Origin of the sequence: Enterobacter sp. DNB-S2 (genome assembly GCF_019443845.1) — a bacterium.
In the GTDB taxonomy this organism is placed as follows: domain Bacteria; phylum Pseudomonadota; class Gammaproteobacteria; order Enterobacterales; family Enterobacteriaceae; genus Enterobacter; species Enterobacter asburiae_B.
On sequence record NZ_CP050520.1, the window covers coordinates 2,246,879 to 2,269,741 of the forward strand.

The 22,863-nt window shown below is 56.2% G+C and carries 16 protein-coding genes; 9 read left to right on the plus strand and 7 right to left on the minus strand.

Annotation, left to right across the window (positions count from 1 at the left end):
- Nucleotides 1–33: 33 nt before the first annotated feature.
- Complete coding sequence (locus HB664_RS10575; RefSeq protein ID WP_063144414.1) at nt 34–927, plus strand: YcbJ family phosphotransferase; 894 nt, start codon at nt 34–36, stop codon at nt 925–927.
- Here the strand turns inward: HB664_RS10575 and elyC are convergent.
- Complete coding sequence (gene elyC / locus HB664_RS10580; RefSeq protein WP_047061500.1) at nt 904–1,683, minus strand: envelope biogenesis factor ElyC; 780 nt, start codon at nt 1,681–1,683, stop codon at nt 904–906. The two genes, HB664_RS10575 and elyC, sit on opposite strands and share 24 nt — an antisense overlap.
- Before the next feature lie 124 nt (nt 1,684–1,807).
- Here elyC and cmoM point away from each other — a divergent pair, with 124 nt between their 5' ends.
- From cmoM to HB664_RS10615, 7 genes are all read left to right on the plus strand, one after another.
- Nucleotides 1,808–2,587, plus strand: a complete 780-nt coding sequence (gene cmoM, locus HB664_RS10585; RefSeq protein WP_023311004.1) for a tRNA uridine 5-oxyacetic acid(34) methyltransferase CmoM — start codon at nt 1,808–1,810, stop codon at nt 2,585–2,587.
- Nucleotides 2,588–2,590: 3 nt separating this feature from the next.
- Complete coding sequence (mukF, locus tag HB664_RS10590; protein WP_033145101.1) at nt 2,591–3,913, plus strand: chromosome partition protein MukF; 1,323 nt, start codon at nt 2,591–2,593, stop codon at nt 3,911–3,913.
- Nucleotides 3,894–4,598 (plus strand): chromosome partition protein MukE, encoded by a 705-nt coding sequence (mukE, locus tag HB664_RS10595; RefSeq protein ID WP_008499954.1) that lies wholly within the window; start codon nt 3,894–3,896, stop codon nt 4,596–4,598. Before mukF ends, mukE begins: the two co-directional genes overlap by 20 nt.
- Nucleotides 4,598–9,049: a chromosome partition protein MukB gene (gene mukB / locus HB664_RS10600; RefSeq protein ID WP_219940772.1), complete on the plus strand. Its 4,452-nt coding sequence runs from the start codon at nt 4,598–4,600 to the stop codon at nt 9,047–9,049. Before mukE ends, mukB begins: the two co-directional genes overlap by 1 nt.
- Before the next feature lie 178 nt (nt 9,050–9,227).
- Entirely contained in the window at nt 9,228–11,051 is a 1,824-nt protein-coding gene (gene ldtD / locus HB664_RS10605; RefSeq protein ID WP_219940773.1) for a L,D-transpeptidase, read from the plus strand.
- Between the two features lie 174 nt (nt 11,052–11,225).
- Nucleotides 11,226–11,777 carry a YcbK family protein gene (locus tag HB664_RS10610; RefSeq protein ID WP_032639289.1) on the plus strand — a complete coding sequence of 184 codons (552 nt, stop codon included), beginning with the start codon at nt 11,226–11,228 and terminating at the stop codon, nt 11,775–11,777.
- Nucleotides 11,778–11,797: 20 nt separating this feature from the next.
- Nucleotides 11,798–12,445 carry an MBL fold metallo-hydrolase gene (locus HB664_RS10615; RefSeq protein ID WP_033145105.1) on the plus strand — a complete coding sequence of 216 codons (648 nt, stop codon included), beginning with the start codon at nt 11,798–11,800 and terminating at the stop codon, nt 12,443–12,445.
- A gap of 48 nt (nt 12,446–12,493) precedes the next feature.
- On the opposite strand, the gene aspC is transcribed toward HB664_RS10615, so the two are convergent.
- The 4 genes from aspC to pncB form a co-directional block, all read right to left on the minus strand.
- Entirely contained in the window at nt 12,494–13,684 is a 1,191-nt protein-coding gene (gene aspC / locus HB664_RS10620; RefSeq protein WP_033145106.1) for an aspartate transaminase, read from the minus strand.
- A 184-nt stretch (nt 13,685–13,868) separates the two neighbouring features.
- A complete protein-coding gene (locus HB664_RS10625; protein WP_047061504.1) occupies nt 13,869–14,960 on the minus strand; it encodes a porin in 1,092 nt (363 codons plus the stop codon).
- A gap of 606 nt (nt 14,961–15,566) precedes the next feature.
- Entirely contained in the window at nt 15,567–16,967 is a 1,401-nt protein-coding gene (gene asnS, locus HB664_RS10630; RefSeq protein ID WP_033145107.1) for an asparagine--tRNA ligase, read from the minus strand.
- A gap of 166 nt (nt 16,968–17,133) precedes the next feature.
- Nucleotides 17,134–18,336: a nicotinate phosphoribosyltransferase gene (gene pncB / locus HB664_RS10635; protein ID WP_213787490.1), complete on the minus strand. Its 1,203-nt coding sequence runs from the start codon at nt 18,334–18,336 to the stop codon at nt 17,134–17,136.
- 254 nt (nt 18,337–18,590) lie between these two features.
- On the opposite strand from pncB, the gene pepN reads away from it, so the two are divergent.
- The gene (pepN, locus tag HB664_RS10640) at nt 18,591–21,203 is read left to right on the plus strand and encodes an aminopeptidase N (protein WP_219940774.1); all 2,613 of its coding nucleotides are present in this window, start codon (nt 18,591–18,593) and stop codon (nt 21,201–21,203) included.
- 96 nt (nt 21,204–21,299) lie between these two features.
- On the opposite strand, the gene ssuB is transcribed toward pepN, so the two are convergent.
- The gene (ssuB, locus tag HB664_RS10645) at nt 21,300–22,070 is read right to left on the minus strand and encodes an aliphatic sulfonates ABC transporter ATP-binding protein (RefSeq protein WP_032658179.1); all 771 of its coding nucleotides are present in this window, start codon (nt 22,068–22,070) and stop codon (nt 21,300–21,302) included.
- A complete protein-coding gene (gene ssuC, locus HB664_RS10650) occupies nt 22,067–22,858 on the minus strand; it encodes an aliphatic sulfonate ABC transporter permease SsuC (protein WP_219940775.1) in 792 nt (263 codons plus the stop codon). The genes ssuB and ssuC overlap by 4 nt, the downstream gene beginning before the upstream one ends.
- Nucleotides 22,859–22,863: the final 5 nt, after the last annotated feature.

Consider the following 22,863-nt stretch of genomic DNA (forward strand, 5'->3'; position numbering starts at 1 on the left):
TAAAAGCAGTAGTCTTAATAGGGGTAATCTCATATGGAACAGCTGCGTGCCGAACTTAGCCATCTGCTGGGTGAGAAATTAAGTCGGATCGAATGCGTGAGTGAAAAGGCCGATACCGCGCTTTGGTCGTTGTATGACAGTCAGGGCAACCCAATGCCGCTGATGGCCAGAAGTTTCACCTCGCCGGGCGTTGCCAGGCAGCTGGCATGGAAAATGTCGATGCTGGCGCGGGAGGGAACCGTCCGTATGCCGACGGTGTACGGCGTGATGACGCACGAGGAACACCCCGGCCCGGACGTGCTGCTGATTGAGCGTTTACGCGGCGTGCCCGTTGAAGCGCCCGCGCGCACGCCGGAACGCTGGGAGCAGTTAAAAGACCAGATTGTCGAGGCGCTGCTGGCCTGGCACCGTCAGGATAGCCGCGGGCTTGTCGGTCCGGTCGACAGCACTCAGGAAAACCTGTGGCCGCTGTGGTATCGCCAGCGGGTGGAAGTGCTGTGGGGAACGCTTAACCAGTTCAACAATACCGGTTTAACCATGCAGGACAAACGTATTCTGTTTCGCACCCGCGAGTGCTTACCGGCGCTATTCGACGGTTTTAATGACAACTGCGTGCTGATCCACGGTAATTTCACCCTGCGCAGCATGCTCAAGGACTCCCGCAGCGATCAGCTTCTGGCGATGCTCGGGCCGGGGATCATGCTCTGGGCTCCGCGCGAATACGAGCTGTTCAGGCTCAGCGACAGCGGGGCGGCGGAAGGTTTACTGTGGCACTACCTTCAACGCGCGCCCGTTGCAGAAGCGTTTCTCTGGCGGCGCTGGCTTTACCTGCTCTGGGACGAAGTCGCGCAGCTGGTCAACACCGGACGTTTTAATCGCGCAAATTTCGATCTGGCAACAAAATCACTCTTGCCCTGGCTCGCCTGACGATCCTTTCAGCCACTGCCAGAGGCGTCCGAGCGTCTCATAACCGACGCGATCGCTATGCATCAGCCAGGCCGGGGATGGGATCGCCCGTTCCCACGGGTTGAGCGGCGCGTCGATGGCCATCTGGTTTGCCGGTGCGGGAAGCGGGTGCAGGCCTTGCTTCTGGAAGAAAATCATCGCGCGTGGCAGGTGTGAGGCGGAGGTCACCAGTAAGAACGGGACATCGCCAATTGCCTGCTTCACTGCGGCAGCCTCTTCTTCGGTATCTTTTGGGCTGTCCAGGGTGATAATCGAGGAACGCGGCACGCCGAGTGATTCTGCGACCCTGGCGCCCGCTTCAGCCGTACTCACCGGGTTCGTTTTGGCCGCCGCGCCGGTGAAGATCATTTTTGAACCCGGGTTCGCCAGCCAGAGGCGAATGCCTTCGTTTAGCCGTGGCAGGCTGTTGTTGATCAGGTTTGAACTGGGGGCCCAGTCAGGATCCCAGGTATACCCGCCGCCCAGTACCACGATGTACGCCACTTTCTGATTTCCCTGCCATGTTGGGTACGTGTTTTCGATGGGGCGTAACAGACCATCCGCGACCGGCTGCAGGCTCAACAGCAGCAGGACAAACCAGCCGAGCGTGATAAGCGTTTTGCCACTCTTCTGAAAGCGACTGAACCACACCAGCGCCAGCCCCAGCGCGATGGTGATGAGCAGCAGCGGAAGGGGAAGCATCATCCCTCCAATGTATTTCTTAAGGGTAAAAAGCATCCTTTTTGGTTCCTTTTTTGACCATATAGCAGGTGATTACCCGTGATATTACACCAGAGAGGTTCATTCTCCGCGCGGGTGTGACAAAATAGCGGTTTTGCAGTTAGCGAGTGGAACTCTCCCAATGCGGGATCGCAATTTTGATGACATCGCGGAAAAGTTTTCGCGCAACATTTATGGCACCACGAAAGGGCAGCTCCGTCAGACGATCCTCTGGCAGGATCTGGACACCATTCTGGCCACCTTTGGTGGGCAAACGTTGCGCGTGCTGGACGCCGGTGGCGGTGAAGGGCAGACAGCGATAAAAATGGCCGAGCGCGGTCATCACGTCACGCTTTGCGATCTTTCTGCTGAAATGGTCGCCCGCGCGACGCGTGCTGCAGAAGAGAAAGGTGTGAGCGACAACATGCATTTTATACAATGCGCCGCTCAGGACATCGCACAGCATTTGGAAACCCAGGTTGATCTGATATTGTTTCATGCGGTGCTGGAGTGGGTTGCCGATCCGCAAAGCGTGTTACAAACCCTGTGGTCTATGTTGCGCCCGGGCGGCACGCTGTCGCTGATGTTCTACAATGCTAACGGCTTCCTGATGCACAACATGGTTGCAGGAAACTTCGACTATGTGCAGGTCGGGATGCCCAAAAAGAAAAAGCGCACGCTTTCCCCGGACTATCCGCGCGATCCACAGCAGGTTTATGGCTGGCTGGAAGCGATTGGCTGGCAGATCGTCGGGAAGACGGGCGTCAGGGTGTTTCATGATTATCTGCGTGAAAAACACAAACAGCGTGACTGTTTTGACACCTTAACAGAATTAGAAACGCGGTATTGCCGTCAGGAGCCTTTTATCAGCCTTGGCCGCTATATTCACGTCACCGCGCACAAGCCGCAGATGCAAGGATAACCTATGAGTGAATTTTCCCAGACAGTCCCCGAACTGGTTGCCTGGGCCAGGAAAAACGATTTCTCCATCTCGCTGCCGGTAGACAGACTCTCTTTCCTGCTGGCGGTTGCCACGCTGAACGGCGAACGGCTGGACGGTGAAATGAGCGAGGGTGAACTGGTGGATGCGTTCCGCCATGTCAGTGATGCGTTTGAGCAAACCAGCGAAACCATTAGCGTGCGTGCCAACAACGCAATCAACGATATGGTGCGTCAACGTCTGCTGAACCGCTTTACCAGCGAGCAGGCGGAAGGAAACGCCATCTATCGCCTGACGCCGCTGGGCATCGGCATCACCGATTACTATATTCGCCAGCGTGAATTTTCTACGCTGCGTCTTTCCATGCAGCTCTCGATCGTGGCGGGTGAGCTTAAGCGCGCCGCCGACGCGGCGGATGAAAACGGTGACGAATTCCACTGGCACCGTAACGTCTACGCGCCGCTGAAATATTCGGTGGCCGAGATTTTCGACAGTATCGATCTCACCCAGCGCCTGATGGACGAACAGCAGCAGCAGGTGAAAGATGATATCGCCCAGCTGCTGAATAAAGACTGGCGAGCGGCCATCTCCAGCTGTGAACTTCTGCTGTCAGAAACCTCCGGCACGCTGCGTGAGCTCCAGGATACGCTGGAAGCCGCAGGAGACAAGCTGCAGGCTAACCTGCTGCGTATCCAGGATGCGACGCTGGCACACGACGATCTGCATTTTGTCGACCGCCTGGTGTTCGATCTGCAGAGCAAACTCGATCGCATTATCAGCTGGGGCCAGCAGTCGATCGACCTGTGGATCGGCTATGACCGACACGTGCATAAATTTATCCGTACCGCGATTGATATGGATAAAAACCGCGTCTTTGCTCAGCGTCTGCGTCAGTCGGTGCAGACCTATTTCGATGCGCCGTGGGCGCTGACCTACGCCAATGCCGATCGTCTGCTGGATATGCGCGACGAAGAGATGGCGCTGCGCGATGAAGAGGTGACCGGTGAACTGCCGCCGGATCTGGAATACGAAGAATTTAACGAAATTCGCGAGCAGCTTGCGGCGATGATTGAAGAACAGCTCGCTGTCTACAAAACCAGACAAGTGCCGCTGGATCTTGGGCTCGTGGTGCGCGACTATCTGGCGCAATATCCACGCGCGCGCCACTTCGACATTGCCCGCATTGTGGTAGACCAGGCGGTGCGCCTGGGCGTCGCGCAAGCAGATTTCACCGGCCTGCCGCCGAAGTGGCAGCCAATCAACGATTACGGAGCCAAGGTACAGGCGCATGTCATTGACAAATATTGAACAAGTGATGCCAGTTAAGCTGGCACAGGCGCTGGCGAATCCGTTATTTCCGGCGCTGGACAGCCAGCTGCGTGCCGGTCGTCACATTGGATTAGACGAGCTGGATAATCACGCCTTTTTGATGGACTTCCAGGAGTACCTGGAAGAGTTTTACGCACGCTATAACGTGGAACTTATCCGCGCGCCGGAAGGGTTTTTCTACCTGCGTCCGCGCTCCACGACGCTGATCCCGCGTTCCGTGCTCTCCGAGCTGGATATGATGGTCGGCAAAATTCTTTGCTACCTCTACCTCAGCCCGGAACGTCTGGCGAATGAAGGGATCTTCACCCAGCAGGAACTTTACGACGAGCTGTTGACGCTGGCAGATGAAAGCAAGCTGCTGAAGCTGGTGAACAACCGCTCCACGGGGTCGGATCTTGACCGTCAGAAATTACAGGAAAAAGTTCGCTCTTCCCTGAACCGTCTGCGCCGTCTGGGGATGGTCTGGTTTATGGGCCACGACAGCAGCAAATTCCGCATTACGGAATCTGTCTTCCGCTTCGGCGCCGACGTGCGCGCGGGCGATGACGCGCGTGAAGCGCAGCTCCGCATGATCCGCGACGGTGAAGCGATGCCGGTGGAAAACCATTTGCAGCTCAATGACGAGCATGAAGAGAATCTGCCGGATAGCGGGGAGGAAGAGTAATGATTGAACGCGGTAAATTTCGCTCACTGACGCTGATTAACTGGAACGGCTTCTTTGCCCGAACATTCGATCTGGATGAGCTGGTCACGACGCTCTCCGGCGGTAACGGTGCGGGTAAATCCACCACCATGGCGGCCTTTGTTACGGCGCTGATCCCCGATCTGACGCTGCTTCACTTCCGTAACACCACCGAAGCGGGAGCCACAAGCGGCTCACGTGATAAAGGTCTGCACGGTAAGCTGAAGGCCGGCGTCTGTTATTCGGTTCTGGACGTCATTAACTCCCGTCATCAGCGTGTGGTAGTGGGCGTGCGCCTGCAGCAGGTCGCCGGTCGCGACCGTAAAGTGGATATCAAGCCGTTTGCGATCCAGGGTCTGCCGACCTCCGTGCAGCCGACGGCGCTGCTGACGGAAACCCTGAACGAACGCCAGGCGCGCGTGCTGACGCTGCAGGAGCTGAAAGACAAGCTTGAAACCATCGAAGGCGTACAGTTCAAGCAGTTCAACTCGATTACCGACTACCACTCGCTGATGTTCGATCTGGGCGTGGTGGCGCGTCGTCTGCGCACCGCATCAGACCGTAGCAAATACTACCGCCTGATCGAAGCGTCTCTGTACGGCGGTATCTCCAGCGCGATTACCCGCTCCCTGCGCGACTACCTGCTGCCGGAAAACAGCGGCGTGCGTAAGGCCTTCCAGGATATGGAAGCGGCGCTGCGCGAAAACCGCATGACGCTGGAAGCGATTCGCGTTACCCAGTCTGACCGCGACCTGTTTAAACACCTGATCAGCGAAGCCACCAACTACGTGGCGGCGGACTACATGCGCCACGCCAACGAGCGCCGCGTGCATCTCGATCAGGCATTAGAATACCGTCGCGAGCTGTTTACCTCCCGTAAACAGCTGGTAGCGGAGCAGTACAAGCACGTTGAAATGGCGCGCGAGCTGGGCGAGCACAACGGTGCTGAAGGCGACCTGGAAGCCGATTATCAGGCTGCCAGCGATCACCTGAACCTGGTGCAGACCGCGCTGCGTCAGCAGGAAAAAATCGAGCGCTATGAAGCGGACCTCGATGAGCTTCAGATTCGTCTCGAAGAGCAAAATGAAGTGGTGGCCGAAGCCGCCGACATGCAGGAAGAGAACGAAGCCCGCGCCGAAGCGGCCGAGCTGGAAGTGGATGAGCTGAAAAGCCAGCTTGCCGATTACCAGCAGGCGCTGGACGTGCAGCAGACGCGAGCGATTCAGTACACCCAGGCACTGCAGGCATTACAGCGTGCAAAAGAGCTGTGCCATCTGCCTGACCTTACGCCGGACAGCGCCGACGAGTGGCTGGATACCTTCCAGGCCAAAGAGCAGGAAGCCACCGAGAAACTGCTCTCCCTTGAACAGAAAATGAGCGTCGCGCAAACGGCGCACAGCCAGTTTGAGCAGGCTTATCAGCTGGTAGTCGCGATTAACGGCCCGCTGGCGCGTAACGAAGCCTGGGACGTTGCCCGTGAACTGCTGCGCGACGGTGTGAACCAGCGCCATCTGGCCGAGCAGGTTCAGCCGCTGCGTATGCGTCTGAACGAGCTGGAGCAGCGCCTGCGTGAGCAGCAGGAAGCCGAGCGTCTGCTGGCGGAATTCTGCAAGCGTCAGGGAAAAAATTACGATTTCGACGAGCTTGAGGCCCTGCATCAGGAGCTGGAAGCGCGTATTGCGGCCCTGTCCGATACCGTATCAAACGCCAGTGAACAGCGTATGACCCTGCGTCAGGAGCTGGAGCAGATTCAGTCCCGTTCGAAGACGTTCCTTGAGCGTGCGCCGGTCTGGCTGGCGGCTCAAAGCAGCCTGAACCAGCTCAGCGAGCAGTGCGGCGAGCAGTTCGAATCCAGTCAGGAAGTGACCGAATACCTGCAGCAGCTGCTGGAGCGCGAACGTGAAGCCATCGTTGAGCGTGATGAAGTGGGCGCCCGCAAGCGCGACGTCGATGAAGAAATTGAGCGCTTAAGCCAGCCGGGCGGGTCAGAAGATCCACGCCTGAATGCGCTAGCGGAGCGTTTTGGCGGCGTGCTGCTGTCCGAGATTTATGACGACGTTGGCCTCGATGATGCCCCGTACTTCTCCGCGCTGTACGGTCCATCCCGCAACGCGATTGTGGTCCCGGATCTGTCGCTGATTTCTGAGCAGCTTGCCGGCCTGGAAGATTGCCCGGAAGATCTCTACTTGATCGAAGGGGATCCGCAGTCGTTCGATGATAGCGTATTCAGCGTCGACGAGCTGGAAAAAGCGGTGGTGGTGAAAATTGCCGACCGCCAGTGGCGTTATTCCCGCTTCCCGGAGCTGCCGCTGTTTGGCCGCGCCGCGCGCGAAAGCCGCATTGAGAGCCTGCACGCCGAGCGTGAAACGCTGTCTGAACGTTTTGCGACCCTGTCGTTTGACGTGCAGAAAACCCAGCGTTTGCACCAGTCGTTCAGCCGCTTTATCGGCAGCCATCTCGCCGTAGCGTTTGACGCGGATCCGGAAGCCGAAATCCGCAAGCTCAATACCCGCCGTGGCGAGCTGGAACGTGCGATTGCAAGCCATGAAAGTGATAACCAGCAGAGTCGCGTTCAGTTTGAACAGGCGAAAGAGGGCGTCGCTGCCCTTAACCGCATTCTGCCGCGCCTGAATCTGCTGGCGGATGACACGCTGGCTGACCGTGTGGATGAGATCCAGGAGCGTCTGGATGAAGCGCAGGAAGCCGCGCGTTTCGTTCAGCAGCATGGCAATCAGCTGGCGAAGCTGGAGCCCGTCGTGTCTGTCCTGCAGAGCGACCCGGAACAGTTCGAGCAGTTAAAAGAAGATTATGCCTGGTCGCAGCAGGTGCAGCGCGAAGCGCGTCAGCAGGCGTTTGCCCTGACGGAAGTGGTGCAGCGTCGGGCCCACTTTGGCTACTCCGATTCGGCTGAAATGCTGAGCGGTAACAGCGATCTGAACGAAAAACTGCGTCAGCGCCTTGAGCAGGCGGAGGCGGAACGTACTCGCGCCCGCGAAGCAATGCGCAGCCATTCCGCTCAGCTGAACCAGTACAACCAGGTGCTAGCCTCGCTGAAAAGCTCCTTCGACACCAAGAAAGAGCTGTTAAACGATCTGCAGAAAGAGCTTCAGGACATCGGCGTTCGTGCCGACAGCGGGGCAGAAGAGCGCGCGCGTATTCGTCGTGACGAGCTGCATTCGCAGCTCAGCAATAACCGCGCGCGTCGTAATCAGCTGGAAAAAGCGCTGACCTTCTGCGAAGCCGAAATGGATAACCTGACCCGTCGTCTGCGCAAGCTGGAACGCGACTATCACGAAATGCGCGAGCAGGTCGTGACCGCCAAGGCGGGCTGGTGCGCGGTGATGCGCATGGTGAAAGACAATAACGTTGAGCGTCGTCTGCACCGCCGCGAGCTGGCGTATCTCTCTGCCGATGAGCTGCGCTCCATGTCGGATAAGGCGCTGGGTGCGCTGCGTCTGGCGGTGGCGGATAACGAACACCTGCGCGACGTGCTGCGCATGTCGGAGGATCCGAAACGTCCGGAACGTAAAATCCAGTTCTTCGTGGCGGTTTACCAGCACCTGCGCGAGCGTATTCGTCAGGACATCATCCGTACCGACGATCCGGTCGAAGCCATCGAACAGATGGAAATCGAGCTGGGCCGTCTGACGGAAGAACTGACCTCCCGCGAGCAGAAGCTGGCGATCAGCTCCCGCAGCGTGGCGAACATTATTCGTAAAACCATTCAGCGCGAGCAGAACCGTATCCGCCAGCTGAACCAGGGTCTGCAGAGCGTGTCGTTTGGCCAAGTGAACAGCGTGCGCCTCAACGTCAACGTGCGTGAGGCCCACGCGACGCTGCTGGAAGTGCTCTCAGAGCAGCACGAGCAGCATCAGGATCTGTTCAACAGCAACCGTCTGACCTTCTCCGAAGCGCTGGCGAAGCTGTATCAGCGCCTGAACCCGCAGATTGATATGGGCCAGCGTACGCCACAAACCATCGGTGAAGAGCTGCTGGACTACCGTAACTACCTGGAAATGGAAGTTGAGGTAAACCGTGGCTCAGACGGCTGGCTGCGTGCGGAATCCGGGGCGCTCTCTACCGGTGAAGCGATCGGTACCGGCATGTCAATTCTGGTGATGGTCGTACAGAGCTGGGAAGATGAAGCGCGCCGCCTGCGCGGCAAAGATATCTCGCCATGCCGACTGCTGTTCCTGGATGAGGCGGCGCGACTTGATGCCCGCTCGATTGCCACGCTGTTCGAGCTTTGCGAACGTCTCGATATGCAGCTCATTATCGCGGCGCCGGAGAACATCAGCCCCGAGAAGGGCACCACCTACAAACTGGTGCGTAAGGTGTTCCAGAACAGCGAACACGTTCACGTTGTGGGGCTGCGTGGCTTTGCGCCGCAGCCGCCGGAGTCGTTGACGGAAACCACGGCGGACGCTTCCTGAAGCGTCTTCTGACCCGAAGCGGCGCACTGGCGCCGCTTTTTTTTTAAACTTAACTTGTGCTTGGGGCTGCGTTATCTTTAAACTTCTTTACATAAGGTAAGGCAACAGCTTAGCCGTCTACCTATAATGAAAGAAAGCCCCAGCGTGATGGGCATGTCGTGAAAACAGGGGGCAAGGGATGTTGCTAAAGAAAGAATGTGGTCGTCAGCTGTCTGCGCTGAGTTTATGCCTGGCAGTGATGTTTGCTCCGCTGTTAACCGCCCAGGCCGACGAGCCTGAAATTGTGCCGACTGACAGCTCGGCAACGACAGGCGCGCAGCCAACGTCGTTGTCCCAGCCGCTGGAACAGTCTCCGGCAACGGCGATCATGGCCGGTATTAAACCGCTGCCGGAAGGCATCGACGCGGAATCGCTCAGTCAGCAGCTGCAGTCGGAGCTGCCGTCAGGCTACACGCCTGTCTATATCAACCAGCTCACGCTCCTCTATGCTGCCCGCGATATGAAACCGATGTGGGAAAATCGCGATGCCGTGCGTGCCTTCCAGCAGCAGCTGGCAGAGGTTGCGATTGCAGGGTTTCAGCCGCAGTTTACAAAGTGGGTTGAGCTGTTAACCGATCCTGCCGTCACCGGGCAGGCGCGGGACGTGGTGCTTTCCGATGCCATGATGGGCTACCTGCAGTTCGTGGCGGGAATCCCGGTCTACGGCAACCGCTGGCTGTACAGCGATAAGCCGTACAAGCTGGCGACGCCGGCGCTGTCGGTGATTAACCAGTGGCAGCTCGCGCTGGACAATGGTGAACTGCCGCGTTTTATTGCCAGCCTGGCACCGGCGCATCCACACTATGCCACCCTGCACCAGTCGCTCCTCACGCTGGTGGGGGACACGCGTCCATGGCCGCAGATGCGCGGCACCGCGACGCTGCGTCCGGGGCAGTGGAGCAGCGATGTGCCCGCCCTGCGCGAGATCCTGACGCGTTCCGGTCTTCTTGACGGCGGGCCAAAGATTGTTCTCCCGGGTGACGATCCACAAAACGTCGCCGTCAGCCCGTCAGCGCCAGTTAAAGAGAAGAAAGCCGTTGCCCTGAGCAACAAACCCGCGGCTTACGATCGCGAGCTGGTTGCGGCCGTTAAACAGTTTCAGACCGCTCAGGGGCTGGGGGCCGATGGCGTCATTGGCAAGACGACGCGCGACTGGCTGAACGTATCGCCTGCGCAGCGGGCAGGGGTGCTGGCGCTCAATATCCAGCGTTTGCGTTTGCTGCCGGGAACGCTCTCTACCGGAATTATGGTTAACATCCCGGCGTATTCCCTGGTCTATTACCAGAACGGCAGCGAAGTGCTGGCGTCGCGCGTGATTGTCGGGCGTCCGGATCGTAAAACACCGATGATGAGCAGCGCGCTGAATAACGTGGTGGTTAACCCGCCGTGGAACGTGCCGCCGACGCTGGCGCGTAAAGACATTCTGCCGAAAGTCTGGAACGATCCGGGTTATCTGGAACGTCATGGCTACACGGTGATGCGTGGATGGAACAGTAAAGAGGCCATCGATCCTTATATGGTCGACTGGTCGACGATCACAGCGTCGAATCTGCCGTTCCGCTTCCAGCAGGCTCCCGGAGCGCATAACTCTTTAGGGCGCTACAAATTCAACATGCCGAGTTCAGAAGCTATTTATCTGCACGATACGCCGAACCACAACCTGTTCCAGAAAGATACGCGCGCGCTGAGTTCTGGCTGCGTGCGCGTGAACAAAGCCTCGGAGCTGGCCAATATGCTGTTGCAGGATGCGGGCTGGAACGACACGCGTATCTCGGATGCCCTGAAGCAGGGGGATACGCGTTACGTGAATATTCGCCACAATATTCCGGTCAATCTTTACTATCTGACGGCATTTGTGGGTGAGGACGGGCGTACCCAGTATCGTACAGATATTTACAATTATGATCTCACCGCGCGATCCGGCGCACAAATATTGCCAAAAGCGGAACAATTAATCAGGTAAATGAAGCAGTTCGGGAAAAATGATTGTCGTAAATTAGGGTGAATAGGGGGCAATATCGCTGTAAGCCGTGTATTCACTGGGGTTGGGCGCCTTGACGTACCTGGTTTTGCCAGTTAAGGTGCCCTTCGTGCGCTAAGCATATTACGATTTCTTTTACCTGTAGACCTGATTATCATGGACAAATTTGACGCTAATCGCCGCAAACTGCTGGCGTTAGGTGGTGTTGCGCTTGGCGCAGCGGCCATCCTGCCGACGCCAGCATTTGCCACCCTCTCGACACCTCGACCGCGAGTTTTAACGCTCAACAACCTACATACCGGTGAGTCGCTAAAAGCGGAGTTTTTCGATGGCAGAGGCTATATTCAGGATGAATTAGCAAGACTTAACCATTTTTTCCGTGATTTCCGCGCGAATAAAATAAAAGCCATCGATCCAGGACTGTTTGATCAGCTTTTCCGCCTTCAGGGCCTGCTGGGCACCAGCAAGCCGGTTCAGCTCATATCTGGCTATCGCTCGATTGATACCAATAATGAACTGCGCGCCCACAGTCGCGGGGTAGCCAAAAAAAGCTATCACACGAAGGGACAGGCAATGGATTTCCATATTGAAGGCGTTTCGTTAGCCAATATTCGCAAAGCCGCGTTATCTATGCGCGCAGGTGGTGTAGGATATTACCCCAGCAGCAACTTTGTGCATATTGATACCGGTCCGGTTCGGCACTGGTAATAACGAAACACAGGAGCAGTATGAACTATCGTATTATTCCGGTTACCGCGTTCTCCCAGAATTGTTCATTGATCTGGTGCGAACAGACTAAACTGGCCGCGCTTGTCGATCCCGGCGGTGACGCTGAGAAAATCAAGCAGGAAGTCGCCGACAGCGGCGTGACGCTCATGCAGATTTTACTGACGCACGGTCACCTCGACCATGTGGGTGCAGCGGCTGAACTCGCTAAACACTACGGTGTGCCGATCGTCGGTCCGGAAAAAGAAGATGAGTTCTGGCTGCAGGGGTTACCCGCCCAAAGCCGCATGTTTGGCCTTGATGAGTGTCAGCCCCTGACGCCCGATCGCTGGCTGAACGAAGGAGAGCGCGTTAACGTAGGGAATGTGACTTTACAGGTGTTGCATTGTCCTGGGCATACGCCAGGCCATATCGTCTTCTTTGATGACCAGTCCCGTCTGCTGATTTCCGGCGATGTGATCTTCAAAGGTGGCGTAGGACGCAGCGATTTTCCGCGCGGCGATCACGGGCAGCTGATTCAGTCGATTAAACAAAAGTTATTGCCGCTGGGTGATGACGTTACGTTTATCCCTGGACACGGTCCGATGTCGACGCTGGGCTACGAACGGCTCCATAATCCGTTCCTTCAGGATGAGATGCCTGTCTGGTAACCAGAATAAAAAAAGCCTGCATAATGCAGGCTTTTTTATGGACGCAAATTACAGTACGGCGACAATCGCTTCGCACAGTGGCGCCATGTTGTCAGGCGTCATGCCTGCAACGTTCACGCGGCCTGAGGCCACGGCGTACACGCCAAACTCTTCACGCAGACGCAGAACCTGCTCTTTGGTCAGGCCGCTGAACGAGAACATGCCGTTCTGTTTGATAATAAAGCTGAAGTCGCGGTCCGCGCCTTTCTCAGCCAGTGTGTTCACAAACAGCAGGCGCATGCGCTGAATACGTTGACGCATATCGTTCAGCTCTTGTTCCCAGATAGCGCGCAGCGCATCGTTGCTCAGGATAGTGGCAACAACAGACGCACCGTGTGCCGGTGGGTTAGAGTAGTTAGCGCGGATAACCGATTTCATCTGGCTGAACGCACGATCGACGGTCTCTTCGTTAGCGGCAACCAGCGTACAGGCACCCACGCGCTCATTGTACAGACCGAAGTTCTTGGAATACGAGCTTGCGACAATCAGCTCCTGGTGAACGGCTGCGAACGCGCGCAGGCCTTCGGCATCTTCTTCCAGACCACGGGCAAAGCCCTGGTAGGCAAAGTCAAACAGCGGCAGCCAGCCTTTTTCAACGGACAGCTTCGCCAGGTGTTGCCACTGCTCAAGCGTCGGATCGATACCGGTTGGGTTGTGGCAGCAGCCGTGGAACAGAACCACGTCACCTGCCTGCGCTTCGCTCAGGCTCGCCAGCAGGCCGTCAAAGTCGAGAGAGTGGTTTGCCGCGTCGTAGTATGCATATTCACGCACTTCCAGACCCGCAGAGTTAAACACGCTCTTGTGGTTCGGCCAACTTGGGTTGCTCACCCATACGCGCTTAACAGAGGTGTTTTTCGCAAGGAAATCCGCCGCTACGCGCAGCGCACCGGTACCGCCTGGGGTCTGTGCTGTACGGGCACGTTTGTCACTCACAATTGCGCTGCCTTTACCGAACAGCAGCTCCTGGGTGCAGCGACCAAACTCAGGGATACCATCAATACCGAGGTAGTTTTTGGTGGTTTCGTTTTCCAGCAGATACTGCTCAGCTTTCTTAACGCTGGTCAGTACCGGAGTTTTGCCGGTTTCATCTTTATATACACCAATACCCAGGTTGATTTTGCCAGGGCGGTCGTCGGCACGAAACAGATCGGCCAGGCCCAGAATAGGGTCGGCAGGAGCGGCGGTAATGTTCTCAAACATGACGAAGTTCCATTGTGATTACAGAAGTGAAATCCGCTATCAGGTTAACGGTAGATTTACAAAATGCCAACCGTTTGCGACGAAAAGCGTGCGGCTTTTCAAAAGTCGCCATTATTTTCTGTCACGCATAAAAAAACAGGGCCGAAGCCCTGTTCATTAAGCATATAACAAAGTGGTGTACTGATTAGAACTGGTAAACGATACCAACACCAGCCTGGTCGTCGGTAGACAGGCCTGTTGCACGGGTATAATCATTCTCATCCAGCAAGTTGAACTTGTACGCAGCATAAACGTTCATGTTCTTGTTGAAGTAGTACCAGGTACCCACTTCGATGTATTTTACCAGATCAGCATCGCCACCTGCGAAAGTAGCACCGTTAGCAGTACGGCCAGTCAGGTCTTTACCCTTTGACTGCACATAGCCAATGGATGGACGCAGACCAAAGTCGAACTGGTATTGAACCACAGCTTCGAAGTTCTGCGTTTTGTTTGCGAATTCATCATCGTTTTCACGAGTCATGTTACGGGATTCACCGTACATTACAGATGCGTATACGCTGTTCGCATCATATTTCAGTGACGTTGCCCAACCCTCAGCACGTTCACCTTTACCATCGGTAGTCTGCTTAGTGGAACGGTCAGAGTTGGTATATGCCGCGGTCACGTTGAAGCCGTCTGCGAAGTCATAACCCAGAGAGTAGCTGCCGCCATCGCCGTTCTGGCGAGAAGTGGTGTGGCCGTTTTCATTTTTACCCTGATACTGCAGGCCCAGTGCCAGACCATCAACCAGACCGAAGAAGTTAGAGTTACGGTAGGTAGCCAAACCGGTGCTACGTGCGGTCATGAAGTTATCAGTTGCGGCCAGAGAGTCGCCACCCCAGATAACCAGCATGTCGGTTGAAGCCAGCGCATCATAGAACACACCGTAGTTACGGCCGTAATCAAATGAACCGTATTCACCAGCTTTCAGACCTGCGAAAGCCAGACGGGTTTTGGTACCCTGAGCACCTTCCTGAGAGGAAGCGTCCATGTTGTATTCCCACTGGCCGTAACCAACCAGTTGGTCATTAACCTGGGTTTCACCTTTGAAACCGATACGGGCATAGGTGGTATCGCTGTTATTAGATGCGCCGTTAGTAGTCCATTGATGCTCACCTACAGCTTTACCGTAGAAGTCCAGCTTGTTAGCGTTTTTGTTATAGATTTCTGCAGCGTTAGCTGCACCGGCTACCAGCAGGGCAGGGATTACCACTGCCAGAATATTGCGCTTCATCATTATTTATTACCCTCATTGGTTTTTTTATGACACTCGCCACTGCCGTCAATAAATTCTGTCAATAAATATTTCCGGAACTATTGATGAGAGTTTGGTGTCTTTATGTATCTGACAGGCATCTTTCCATTCGGCGAAGCGTTTCGCTAGCCTGAAAGTGCTACAATTTTCAAGATTAAGTAACCGAAAGAAAATATGTGTAACCAAATATGTATTTTTCGGAACTTTGTGAACCATCTCAAACTTCAGAACGCCCTGGCGAATTAAACAGCAAATCCTATCCTATATATATGAATTCCTTATGATTAATTGAGATAAAGGCGATTCGTATAAACAGACCTTAAACGGCTCGTTTTTTCTTATGACTGTGAAAGGCCTTCCGGATGGCTGTAAAAGTGGTTGAAATTTGTGCTATCGCTTGAGGGTGTAATAATCGCAATAAGAATGGGGTTTATTTTTTGTGGCTGGATATTTCGCGGAAACAAAACGTAACAGGTAGTGGTTGTGACGGGGGGAAGGTTTAAAGACGCTGACTTTGCGCTGACGAAAACTGACAATACAGAATAAAATAATGGCCAGCATCTGCTGGCCATTTCAGTCTTTTACCGATTAGAAGCTGGCGTTACGTGGAGTACGTGGGAACGGGATCACGTCTCGTACGTTCTGAACACCGGTAACGTAGGCAATCAGACGCTCGAAGCCCAGACCAAAACCGGCGTGCGGTACGGTACCGTAACGGCGCAGATCGCGGTACCAGCTGTAGTCAGCTGGGTTGAGCCCCATCTCTTCCATACGCGCGTCCAGCACGTCAAGACGTTCTTCACGCTGAGAGCCACCGATGATTTCACCAATGCCCGGCGCCAGTACGTCCATCGCTGCCACGGTTTTACCGTCTTCGTTAAGGCGCATATAGAAGGCCTTAATGTCTTTCGGGTAGTTTTTAACGACAACCGGCGCTTTGAAATGCTTCTCGGCCAGATAGCGTTCGTGCTCAGACGCCAGGTCAACGCCCCAGTAAACCGGGTTCTCGAACGTCTCACCGCATTTCTCGAGGATCGCCACCGCGTCGGTATAGTCCACCTGCGCAAAGTCGGCAGAGACGAAACGCTCCAGACGCGCTACAGCATCGCTGTCTACGCGTTCTGCGAAGAATTTCATGTCGTCAGGACGCTCTTCCAGCACCGCTTTGAACACATACTTCAGCATGGCTTCAGCCAGACCCGCAACATCGTCGAGGTTGGCGAAGGCCACTTCAGGCTCCAGCATCCAGAATTCCGCCAGGTGACGGCTGGTGTTGGAGTTTTCGGCGCGGAAGGTTGGGCCAAAGGTGTAGATCTTAGACAGCGCGCAGGCGTACGTTTCGCCGTTGAGCTGACCAGATACCGTCAGGAAAGCTTCTTTACCAAAGAAGTCTTTGTCATAGTCCACTTTACCTTCAGGCGTGCGCGGCAGGTTTTCCATGTCCAGCGTCGAAACGCGGAACATCTCACCGGCACCTTCCGTATCGGACGCGGTGATCAGCGGGGTAGACACCCAGAAGTAACCCTGCTCATCGAAGAAACGATGCAGCGCCTGCGCCAGCGTATGACGCACGCGCGCCACCGCACCAATCAGGTTGGTACGCGGACGCAGGTGGGCGACTTCACGCAGATATTCGATGCTGTGGCGTTTTGCCGCCATCGGATAGGTGTCCGGATCTTCAACCCAGCCGGTGACTTCAATCGCAGTGGCCTGAATTTCGAAGCTCTGGCCCTGACCCGGTGAAGCCACAACCACGCCGGTAACAATGACGGAGCAACCCGTTGTCAGTCGCAGAACGTCATCATTGTAATTGGGCAGAGAATTATTAATGACGGCCTGTACAGGATCAAAGCAGGAACCGTCATAGACGGCGAGGAAGGAGATGCCAGCTTTAGAATCTCGGCGGGTACGCACCCATCCGCGCACGGTGACTTCCTGGTCAACGGCGACACGGCCCTGGAGTACGTCGGCTACAGGCACAACGCTCATAATATTCTCTCTGTTAATAGTCGGAAAAAATAAACACTTGTCCACCCTTATGGGGGGATATCTATGTTACCTGCCATCCGCTATCAGACAAGTAAATTTCGCAGTCAAAAGAGAAGAATTGAGAAATAAATAATAAGAAGGGAGCCATAAAGGCTCCCGTAAGCGCTTAACTGGCTTTTTTGATCAAGGGGAGGTCGAACGCTTTGCGCAATGCGCGGACAAACGCTTTGTCATGGCAGATGGTTTTACCCGGGCTGTCGGAGAGTTTCGCCACCGGCTTGCCGTTACATTCCACCAGTTTGATGACGATATTCAGAGGTTTTACCTGAGGAATATCGCAGGTCAGACGGGTACCAATCCCGAAGCTCAGGTTCACACGGGTGTTGAAATGACGATAGAGGTCGACCGCTTTCGCCAGGTCGAGATTATCCGAGAAGACCAGCACTTTGCTCATCGGGTCAATGCCGAGTTTTTCGTAATGGGCAATGGCTTTCTCGCCCCATTCAACCGGATCCCCGGAGTCGTGCCGTAACCCCTGGTAACGTTCAGCGAACTCGGGACCAAAGTCGCGCAGGAAGGCATCCATCGTAATACAGTCGGTGAGGGCGATCCCTAGCTGATTCGGGTACTCCTCAAGCCATGCGGCCAGCGCCGCGCGCTGGCTGTTAGCCAGATCGGGGCTGATCTGCTGATGCGCCTGGAACCACTCGTGCGCCTGGGTGCCCATTGGCGTCAGGCTGAGGCGGCGTGCCAGATCGTAGTTACTGGTGCCCACGAACCACGGCTCCCGCTGCAGACGTTTAACGATGGCCTCCTGAACGTCACGCGAGAAACGGCGACGCGTGCCAAAGTCCATCAGGCGGAAGCGGGACATGTCCAGCCCTTCGGTCAGCGTGGAGAAGGCTGCGAGTTTATTTTCCAGCGCGGCAACCGCCTGCTCGACGCCTTTTTCCGGCGAACGGTAGCGGTGAGCCAGTTCACTGATCACCGCCAGAAGCGGCACTTCCCACATGATCACTTCCCGCCACGGACCTTCAAGGCGAATATCCAGCTTGCCATTATCGTTAACCACGCTGACCTGCTCCGGCTTATAGCGGAAATCGCGCAGCCAGTTCAGGTAGTCGGCTTTGAAGAAAGGCAGGCCAGAAAGCCACTGATATTCCTCGTCCTGCAGCGTCAGATGCTGCATAGCATCGACCTGTTCACGAATGGCGTCTGCGTAGATACCGAGCAAGTCGTCACCACGACAGCGGAATTCCGCCGCGACGTGAACGTCATAGTAATGGTGGAAAACGGCTTGCTGCATATGCAGTTTATACGCGTCGGTATCCAGCAACGTATGCAGAACTGGAGAAGCGAATTGAGTCATAGGTGCGCAGTAGCATCCTCTCACAGGAGCGTTTAGTACAATAAACAACTCCGGAGTATACCTTGTTTAGTGATTTATTGAACCCCGATCACAACATAAGCGCGTTTTATGGTCGAGGGCATTTTGTGCCCCGTGTTATACAAATGTAGCAAAAAAAGGTTTTGACCCTGAAAAGATGAACATTCTGCATAGCGCGATTTGCGCAACAGGAATATATTGAAACGTTACTCGACAAACGATGCATAAGGTTTTCTATGACACAACAGCCACAAGCCAAATACCGCCACGACTACCGTGCGCCGGATTACCTGATTAGCGAAATCGATCTGACTTTTGACCTGGATGCCACTAAAACCGTTGTCACGGCGGTGAGCCAGGTGACGCGCCATAGCGCAACTGCGGTGCCGCTGCGTCTGGATGGTGAAGACCTGACGCTGGTCTCCCTGCATATTAATGATGAAGCCTGGTCAGACTATAAAGAAGAAAACAACCAGCTGGTCATCGACAACCTGCCGGAACAGTTTACGCTGCGCATCGTGAATGAAATCAGCCCAGCCGCCAACACCGCGCTGGAAGGGCTTTACCAGTCGGGCGTGGCGCTGTGTACCCAGTGTGAAGCGGAAGGGTTCCGCCACATAACCTGGTATCTCGATCGTCCGGACGTCCTGGCGCGCTTCACCACCAAAATCATCGCCGATAAAACCCTGTATCCCTTCCTGCTCTCTAACGGTAACCGCGTAGGCGAAGGCGAGCTAGAGAATGGCCGTCACTGGGTGCAGTGGCAGGATCCCTTCCCGAAACCGTGCTACCTGTTTGCGCTGGTGGCGGGGGACTTCGACGTGCTGCGCGACACCTTCAAAACGCGCTCAGGCCGCGAGGTGGCGCTGGAGCTGTTTGTTGACCGCGGCAACCTTGACCGCGCGCCGTGGGCGATGACCTCCCTCATCAACTCCATGAAGTGGGACGAGGAGCGCTTCGGCCTCGAATATGACCTCGACATCTATATGATCGTCGCCGTCGATTTCTTCAACATGGGCGCAATGGAGAACAAAGGCCTTAACGTCTTTAACTCCAAATACGTGCTGGCGCGTACCGATACCGCAACGGACAAAGACTACCTTGATATCGAACGCGTTATCGGCCACGAATATTTCCACAACTGGACCGGTAACCGCGTCACCTGCCGCGACTGGTTCCAGCTGAGCCTGAAAGAGGGCCTGACCGTCTTCCGCGATCAGGAATTCAGCTCCGATCTGGGTTCACGCGCGGTGAACCGCATCAACAACGTGCGTACCATGCGTGGCCTGCAGTTTGCGGAAGATGCCAGCCCAATGGCGCACCCGATCCGGCCGGATAAAGTCATCGAGATGAACAACTTCTACACCCTGACGGTGTACGAGAAGGGCGCTGAAATTATCCGCATGATCCACACCCTGCTGGGCGAGGAGAACTTCCAGAAAGGGATGCAGCTGTACTTCGAGCGTCATGACGGCAGCGCGGCCACCTGCGACGATTTTGTGCAGGCTATGGAAGATGCCTCTAATGTCGATCTCTCTCACTTCCGCCGCTGGTACAGCCAGGCCGGGACGCCGGTTGTCACCGTCAAAGACGATTACAATCCGGAAACCGAGCAGTACACCCTGACCATCAGCCAGCGCACGCCGCCGACGGCGGAGCAGGAAGAGAAATATCCGTTGCATATTCCGTTCAGCATTGAGCTGTACGATAACGAAGGCAAAGTCATCCCGCTCCAGAAGGGCGGCCACCCGGTACACCACGTGCTGAACGTGACTCAGGCCGAACAGACCTTTATCTTCGATAACGTCTACTTCCAGCCGGTGCCTGCGCTGCTGTGCGAATTCTCCGCGCCGGTGAAGCTGGAATACAAGTGGAGCGATCAGCAGCTGACGTTCCTGATGCGTCACGCGCGTAACGACTTCTCCCGCTGGGACGCGGCGCAAAGCCTGCTGGCGACCTACATCAAGCTCAACGTAAACCGCCATCAGCAGGGCCAGCCGCTGTCGCTGCCTGTCCATGTGGCTGACGCGTTCCGCGCGATCCTGCTGGATGAGAAGATTGACCCGGCCCTGGCCGCTGAAATTCTGACCCTGCCGTCAGCGACTGAAATCGCCGAGCTGTTTGACATCATCGACCCGATTGCCATCGTGGCGGTGCGTGAAGCGTTGACCCGTACGCTGGCTGCAGAGCTGGCCGATGAGTTCCTGGCTATATATAACGCCAACAAGCTTGACGCTTATCGCGTTGAGCACGCGGACATTGGCAAACGTTCTCTGCGCAATACCTGCCTGCGCTATCTGGCGTTTGGTGAAACCGAGCTGGCGAACACCCTGGTGAGCAAGCAGTACCACGAAGCGGATAACATGACCGACGCCCTGGCCGCGCTGGGTGCAAGCGTTGCCGCTGAACTTCAGTGCCGTGATGCGTTAATGCAGGAGTACGACGACAAGTGGCATCAGGATGGCCTGGTGATGGACAAATGGTTCATCCTGCAGGCGACCAGCCCGGCGGCCGATGCGCTCAGCAACGTGCGCAGCCTGCTGAAGCATCGCTCCTTTACCCTGAGCAACCCAAACCGCGTGCGTTCTCTGATTGGCGCGTTTGCCAGCAGCAACCCGGCCGCGTTCCACGCCGAAGACGGCAGCGGGTATCAGTTCATGGTGGAAATGCTGACCGAGCTGAACAGCCGTAACCCGCAGGTGGCGTCGCGCCTGATTGAGCCGCTGATCCGTCTGAAACGCTACGATGCGAAGCGTCAGGCGAAGATGCGTGCCGCGCTTGAGCAGCTGAAAGGGCTGGAGAACCTGTCTGGCGATCTGTACGAGAAGATTGCTAAAGCCTTAGCGTAATAAAAAATTGCCCTGTGGGCAGGTAAAAGCAGAACGGCAACCTCGGTTGCCGTTTTTTGTGTTTTCTCCCCGTGGGAGAGGGCCGGGGTGAGGGCATCAGGCATTAGCCTTGGCTCGCTGTAACTCCGTCCCCCCGCGCTTCATCACCCGATCCAATACCTCAGCTTCCAGCTCCGCCAGCCTTGCCGAGCCCACGCGACGAGGGCGCGGAAGATCCACCGTCAGATCCAGACCTATTTTCCCGTCCTCAATTAGCAGCACCCGGTCAGCCATCGCGACGGCCTCGCTCACGTCATGCGTCACCAGCAGTACCGTAAAGCCGTGCGCCTGCCAGAGGGAGCCAATCAAATCCTGCATTTCGATCCGCGTCAGGGCGTCGAGCGCGCCGAGCGGTTCATCAAGCAACAGCAGGCCCGGACGGTGAATCAACGCGCGCGCCAGCGCCACGCGCTGCTTCTGCCCGCCCGAGAGGGCGGCAGGCCATTCGCCCGCACGATTTTCCAGCCCAACGGCGGCCAGCGCCTGGCGGGCTTCATCCCGCCAGCTGCCTTTCAGACCGAGCCCCACATTGTCGATAACCGTTTTCCACGGCAGCAGGCGTGCATCCTGAAACATCATGCGGGTATCGTCCTGAATATTCGAAAGCGGCGTCGTTCCTGCCAGAATGTCACCGCCGTTGGGGGCTTCCAGGCCGGCCAGAAGCCGTAGCAGGGTACTCTTGCCGCCGCCGCTGCGCCCGACAACGGCCACAAATTGTCCGGCGGGAATATGCAGATCCAGCCCGTTAAGTATGGTGTTTTCGCCGTAGCGTTTGGTCACGCCGTTCAGCAGTAACGGCGTTCCCTGGTTCAGTCGTGCAGTATTCATGCTTTCGCCTCCTGAAGGGTATAGGCCGGGTTCCAGCGCAGCCAGCTGCGCTCCAGCCACTGAGCGCTGACGTCGGCGAGCTTGCCGAGCAGGGCATACAGAATGATGGCAACCACCACCACGTCCGTTTGCAGGAATTCGCGGGCGTTCATCGCCAGGTAACCAATGCCTGAGTTGGCCGAGATGGTCTCCGCCACAATCAGCGTCAGCCACATCAGGCCGAGCGCAAAACGCACCCCGACCATAATGGAGGGCAGGGCGCCCGGCAGAATCACGTGAGTAAAGAGGGAAAAACCCGATAAGCCGTAGCTGCGCGCCATCTCCACCAGACCGCGATCGATGTTGCGGATGCCGTGCCAGGTGTTGATGTAGATCGGGAACAGTGTGCCCAGCGCTACGAGGAAGATCTTGGCGCTCTCATCAATCCCAAACCACAGGATAACCAGCGGGATCAGCGCCAGATGCGGCACGTTGCGCAGCATCTGAATGGAGGTATCCAGCAACCGCTCGCCCCAGCGGGAAAGGCCGCTGATCAGGCCCAGAACCAGACCGATGCTGCCGCCGATGGAAAACCCAATCACGGCGCGCCAGGAGCTGATCGCCAGATGCTGCCACAGCTCACCGCTGACGCTCAGCGACCAGAACGCTTCTACGACGCCCTCCGGAGAGGGCAGAATGCGGCTCGACAGCCAGCCGGCGGACGACGCGAGCTGCCAGAGAGCCACAATGCCGACGGGTAAAAACCACGGCGCGGCGCGCAGCAGCCATTTTTGGGAGGTGGCAGACATAGTCA

Bases quoted from the DNA above. Each gene is read 5' to 3' on its own strand.
- HB664_RS10575 (WP_063144414.1), top strand. From the start codon at position 34: ATGGAACAGCTGCGTGCCGAACTTAGCCATCTGCTGGGTGAGAAATTA.
- elyC (WP_047061500.1), bottom strand. From the start codon at position 1,683: ATGCTTTTTACCCTTAAGAAATACATTGGAGGGATGATGCTTCCCCTT.
- cmoM (WP_023311004.1), top strand. From the start codon at position 1,808: ATGCGGGATCGCAATTTTGATGACATCGCGGAAAAGTTTTCGCGCAAC.
- mukF (WP_033145101.1), top strand. From the start codon at position 2,591: ATGAGTGAATTTTCCCAGACAGTCCCCGAACTGGTTGCCTGGGCCAGG.
- mukE (WP_008499954.1), top strand. From the start codon at position 3,894: ATGTCATTGACAAATATTGAACAAGTGATGCCAGTTAAGCTGGCACAG.
- mukB (WP_219940772.1), top strand. From the start codon at position 4,598: ATGATTGAACGCGGTAAATTTCGCTCACTGACGCTGATTAACTGGAAC.
- ldtD (WP_219940773.1), top strand. From the start codon at position 9,228: ATGTTGCTAAAGAAAGAATGTGGTCGTCAGCTGTCTGCGCTGAGTTTA.
- HB664_RS10610 (WP_032639289.1), top strand. From the start codon at position 11,226: ATGGACAAATTTGACGCTAATCGCCGCAAACTGCTGGCGTTAGGTGGT.
- HB664_RS10615 (WP_033145105.1), top strand. From the start codon at position 11,798: ATGAACTATCGTATTATTCCGGTTACCGCGTTCTCCCAGAATTGTTCA.
- aspC (WP_033145106.1), bottom strand. From the start codon at position 13,684: ATGTTTGAGAACATTACCGCCGCTCCTGCCGACCCTATTCTGGGCCTG.
- HB664_RS10625 (WP_047061504.1), bottom strand. From the start codon at position 14,960: ATGATGAAGCGCAATATTCTGGCAGTGGTAATCCCTGCCCTGCTGGTA.
- asnS (WP_033145107.1), bottom strand. From the start codon at position 16,967: ATGAGCGTTGTGCCTGTAGCCGACGTACTCCAGGGCCGTGTCGCCGTT.
- pncB (WP_213787490.1), bottom strand. From the start codon at position 18,336: ATGACTCAATTCGCTTCTCCAGTTCTGCATACGTTGCTGGATACCGAC.
- pepN (WP_219940774.1), top strand. From the start codon at position 18,591: ATGACACAACAGCCACAAGCCAAATACCGCCACGACTACCGTGCGCCG.
- ssuB (WP_032658179.1), bottom strand. From the start codon at position 22,070: ATGAATACTGCACGACTGAACCAGGGAACGCCGTTACTGCTGAACGGC.
- ssuC (WP_219940775.1), bottom strand. From the start codon at position 22,858: ATGTCTGCCACCTCCCAAAAATGGCTGCTGCGCGCCGCGCCGTGGTTT.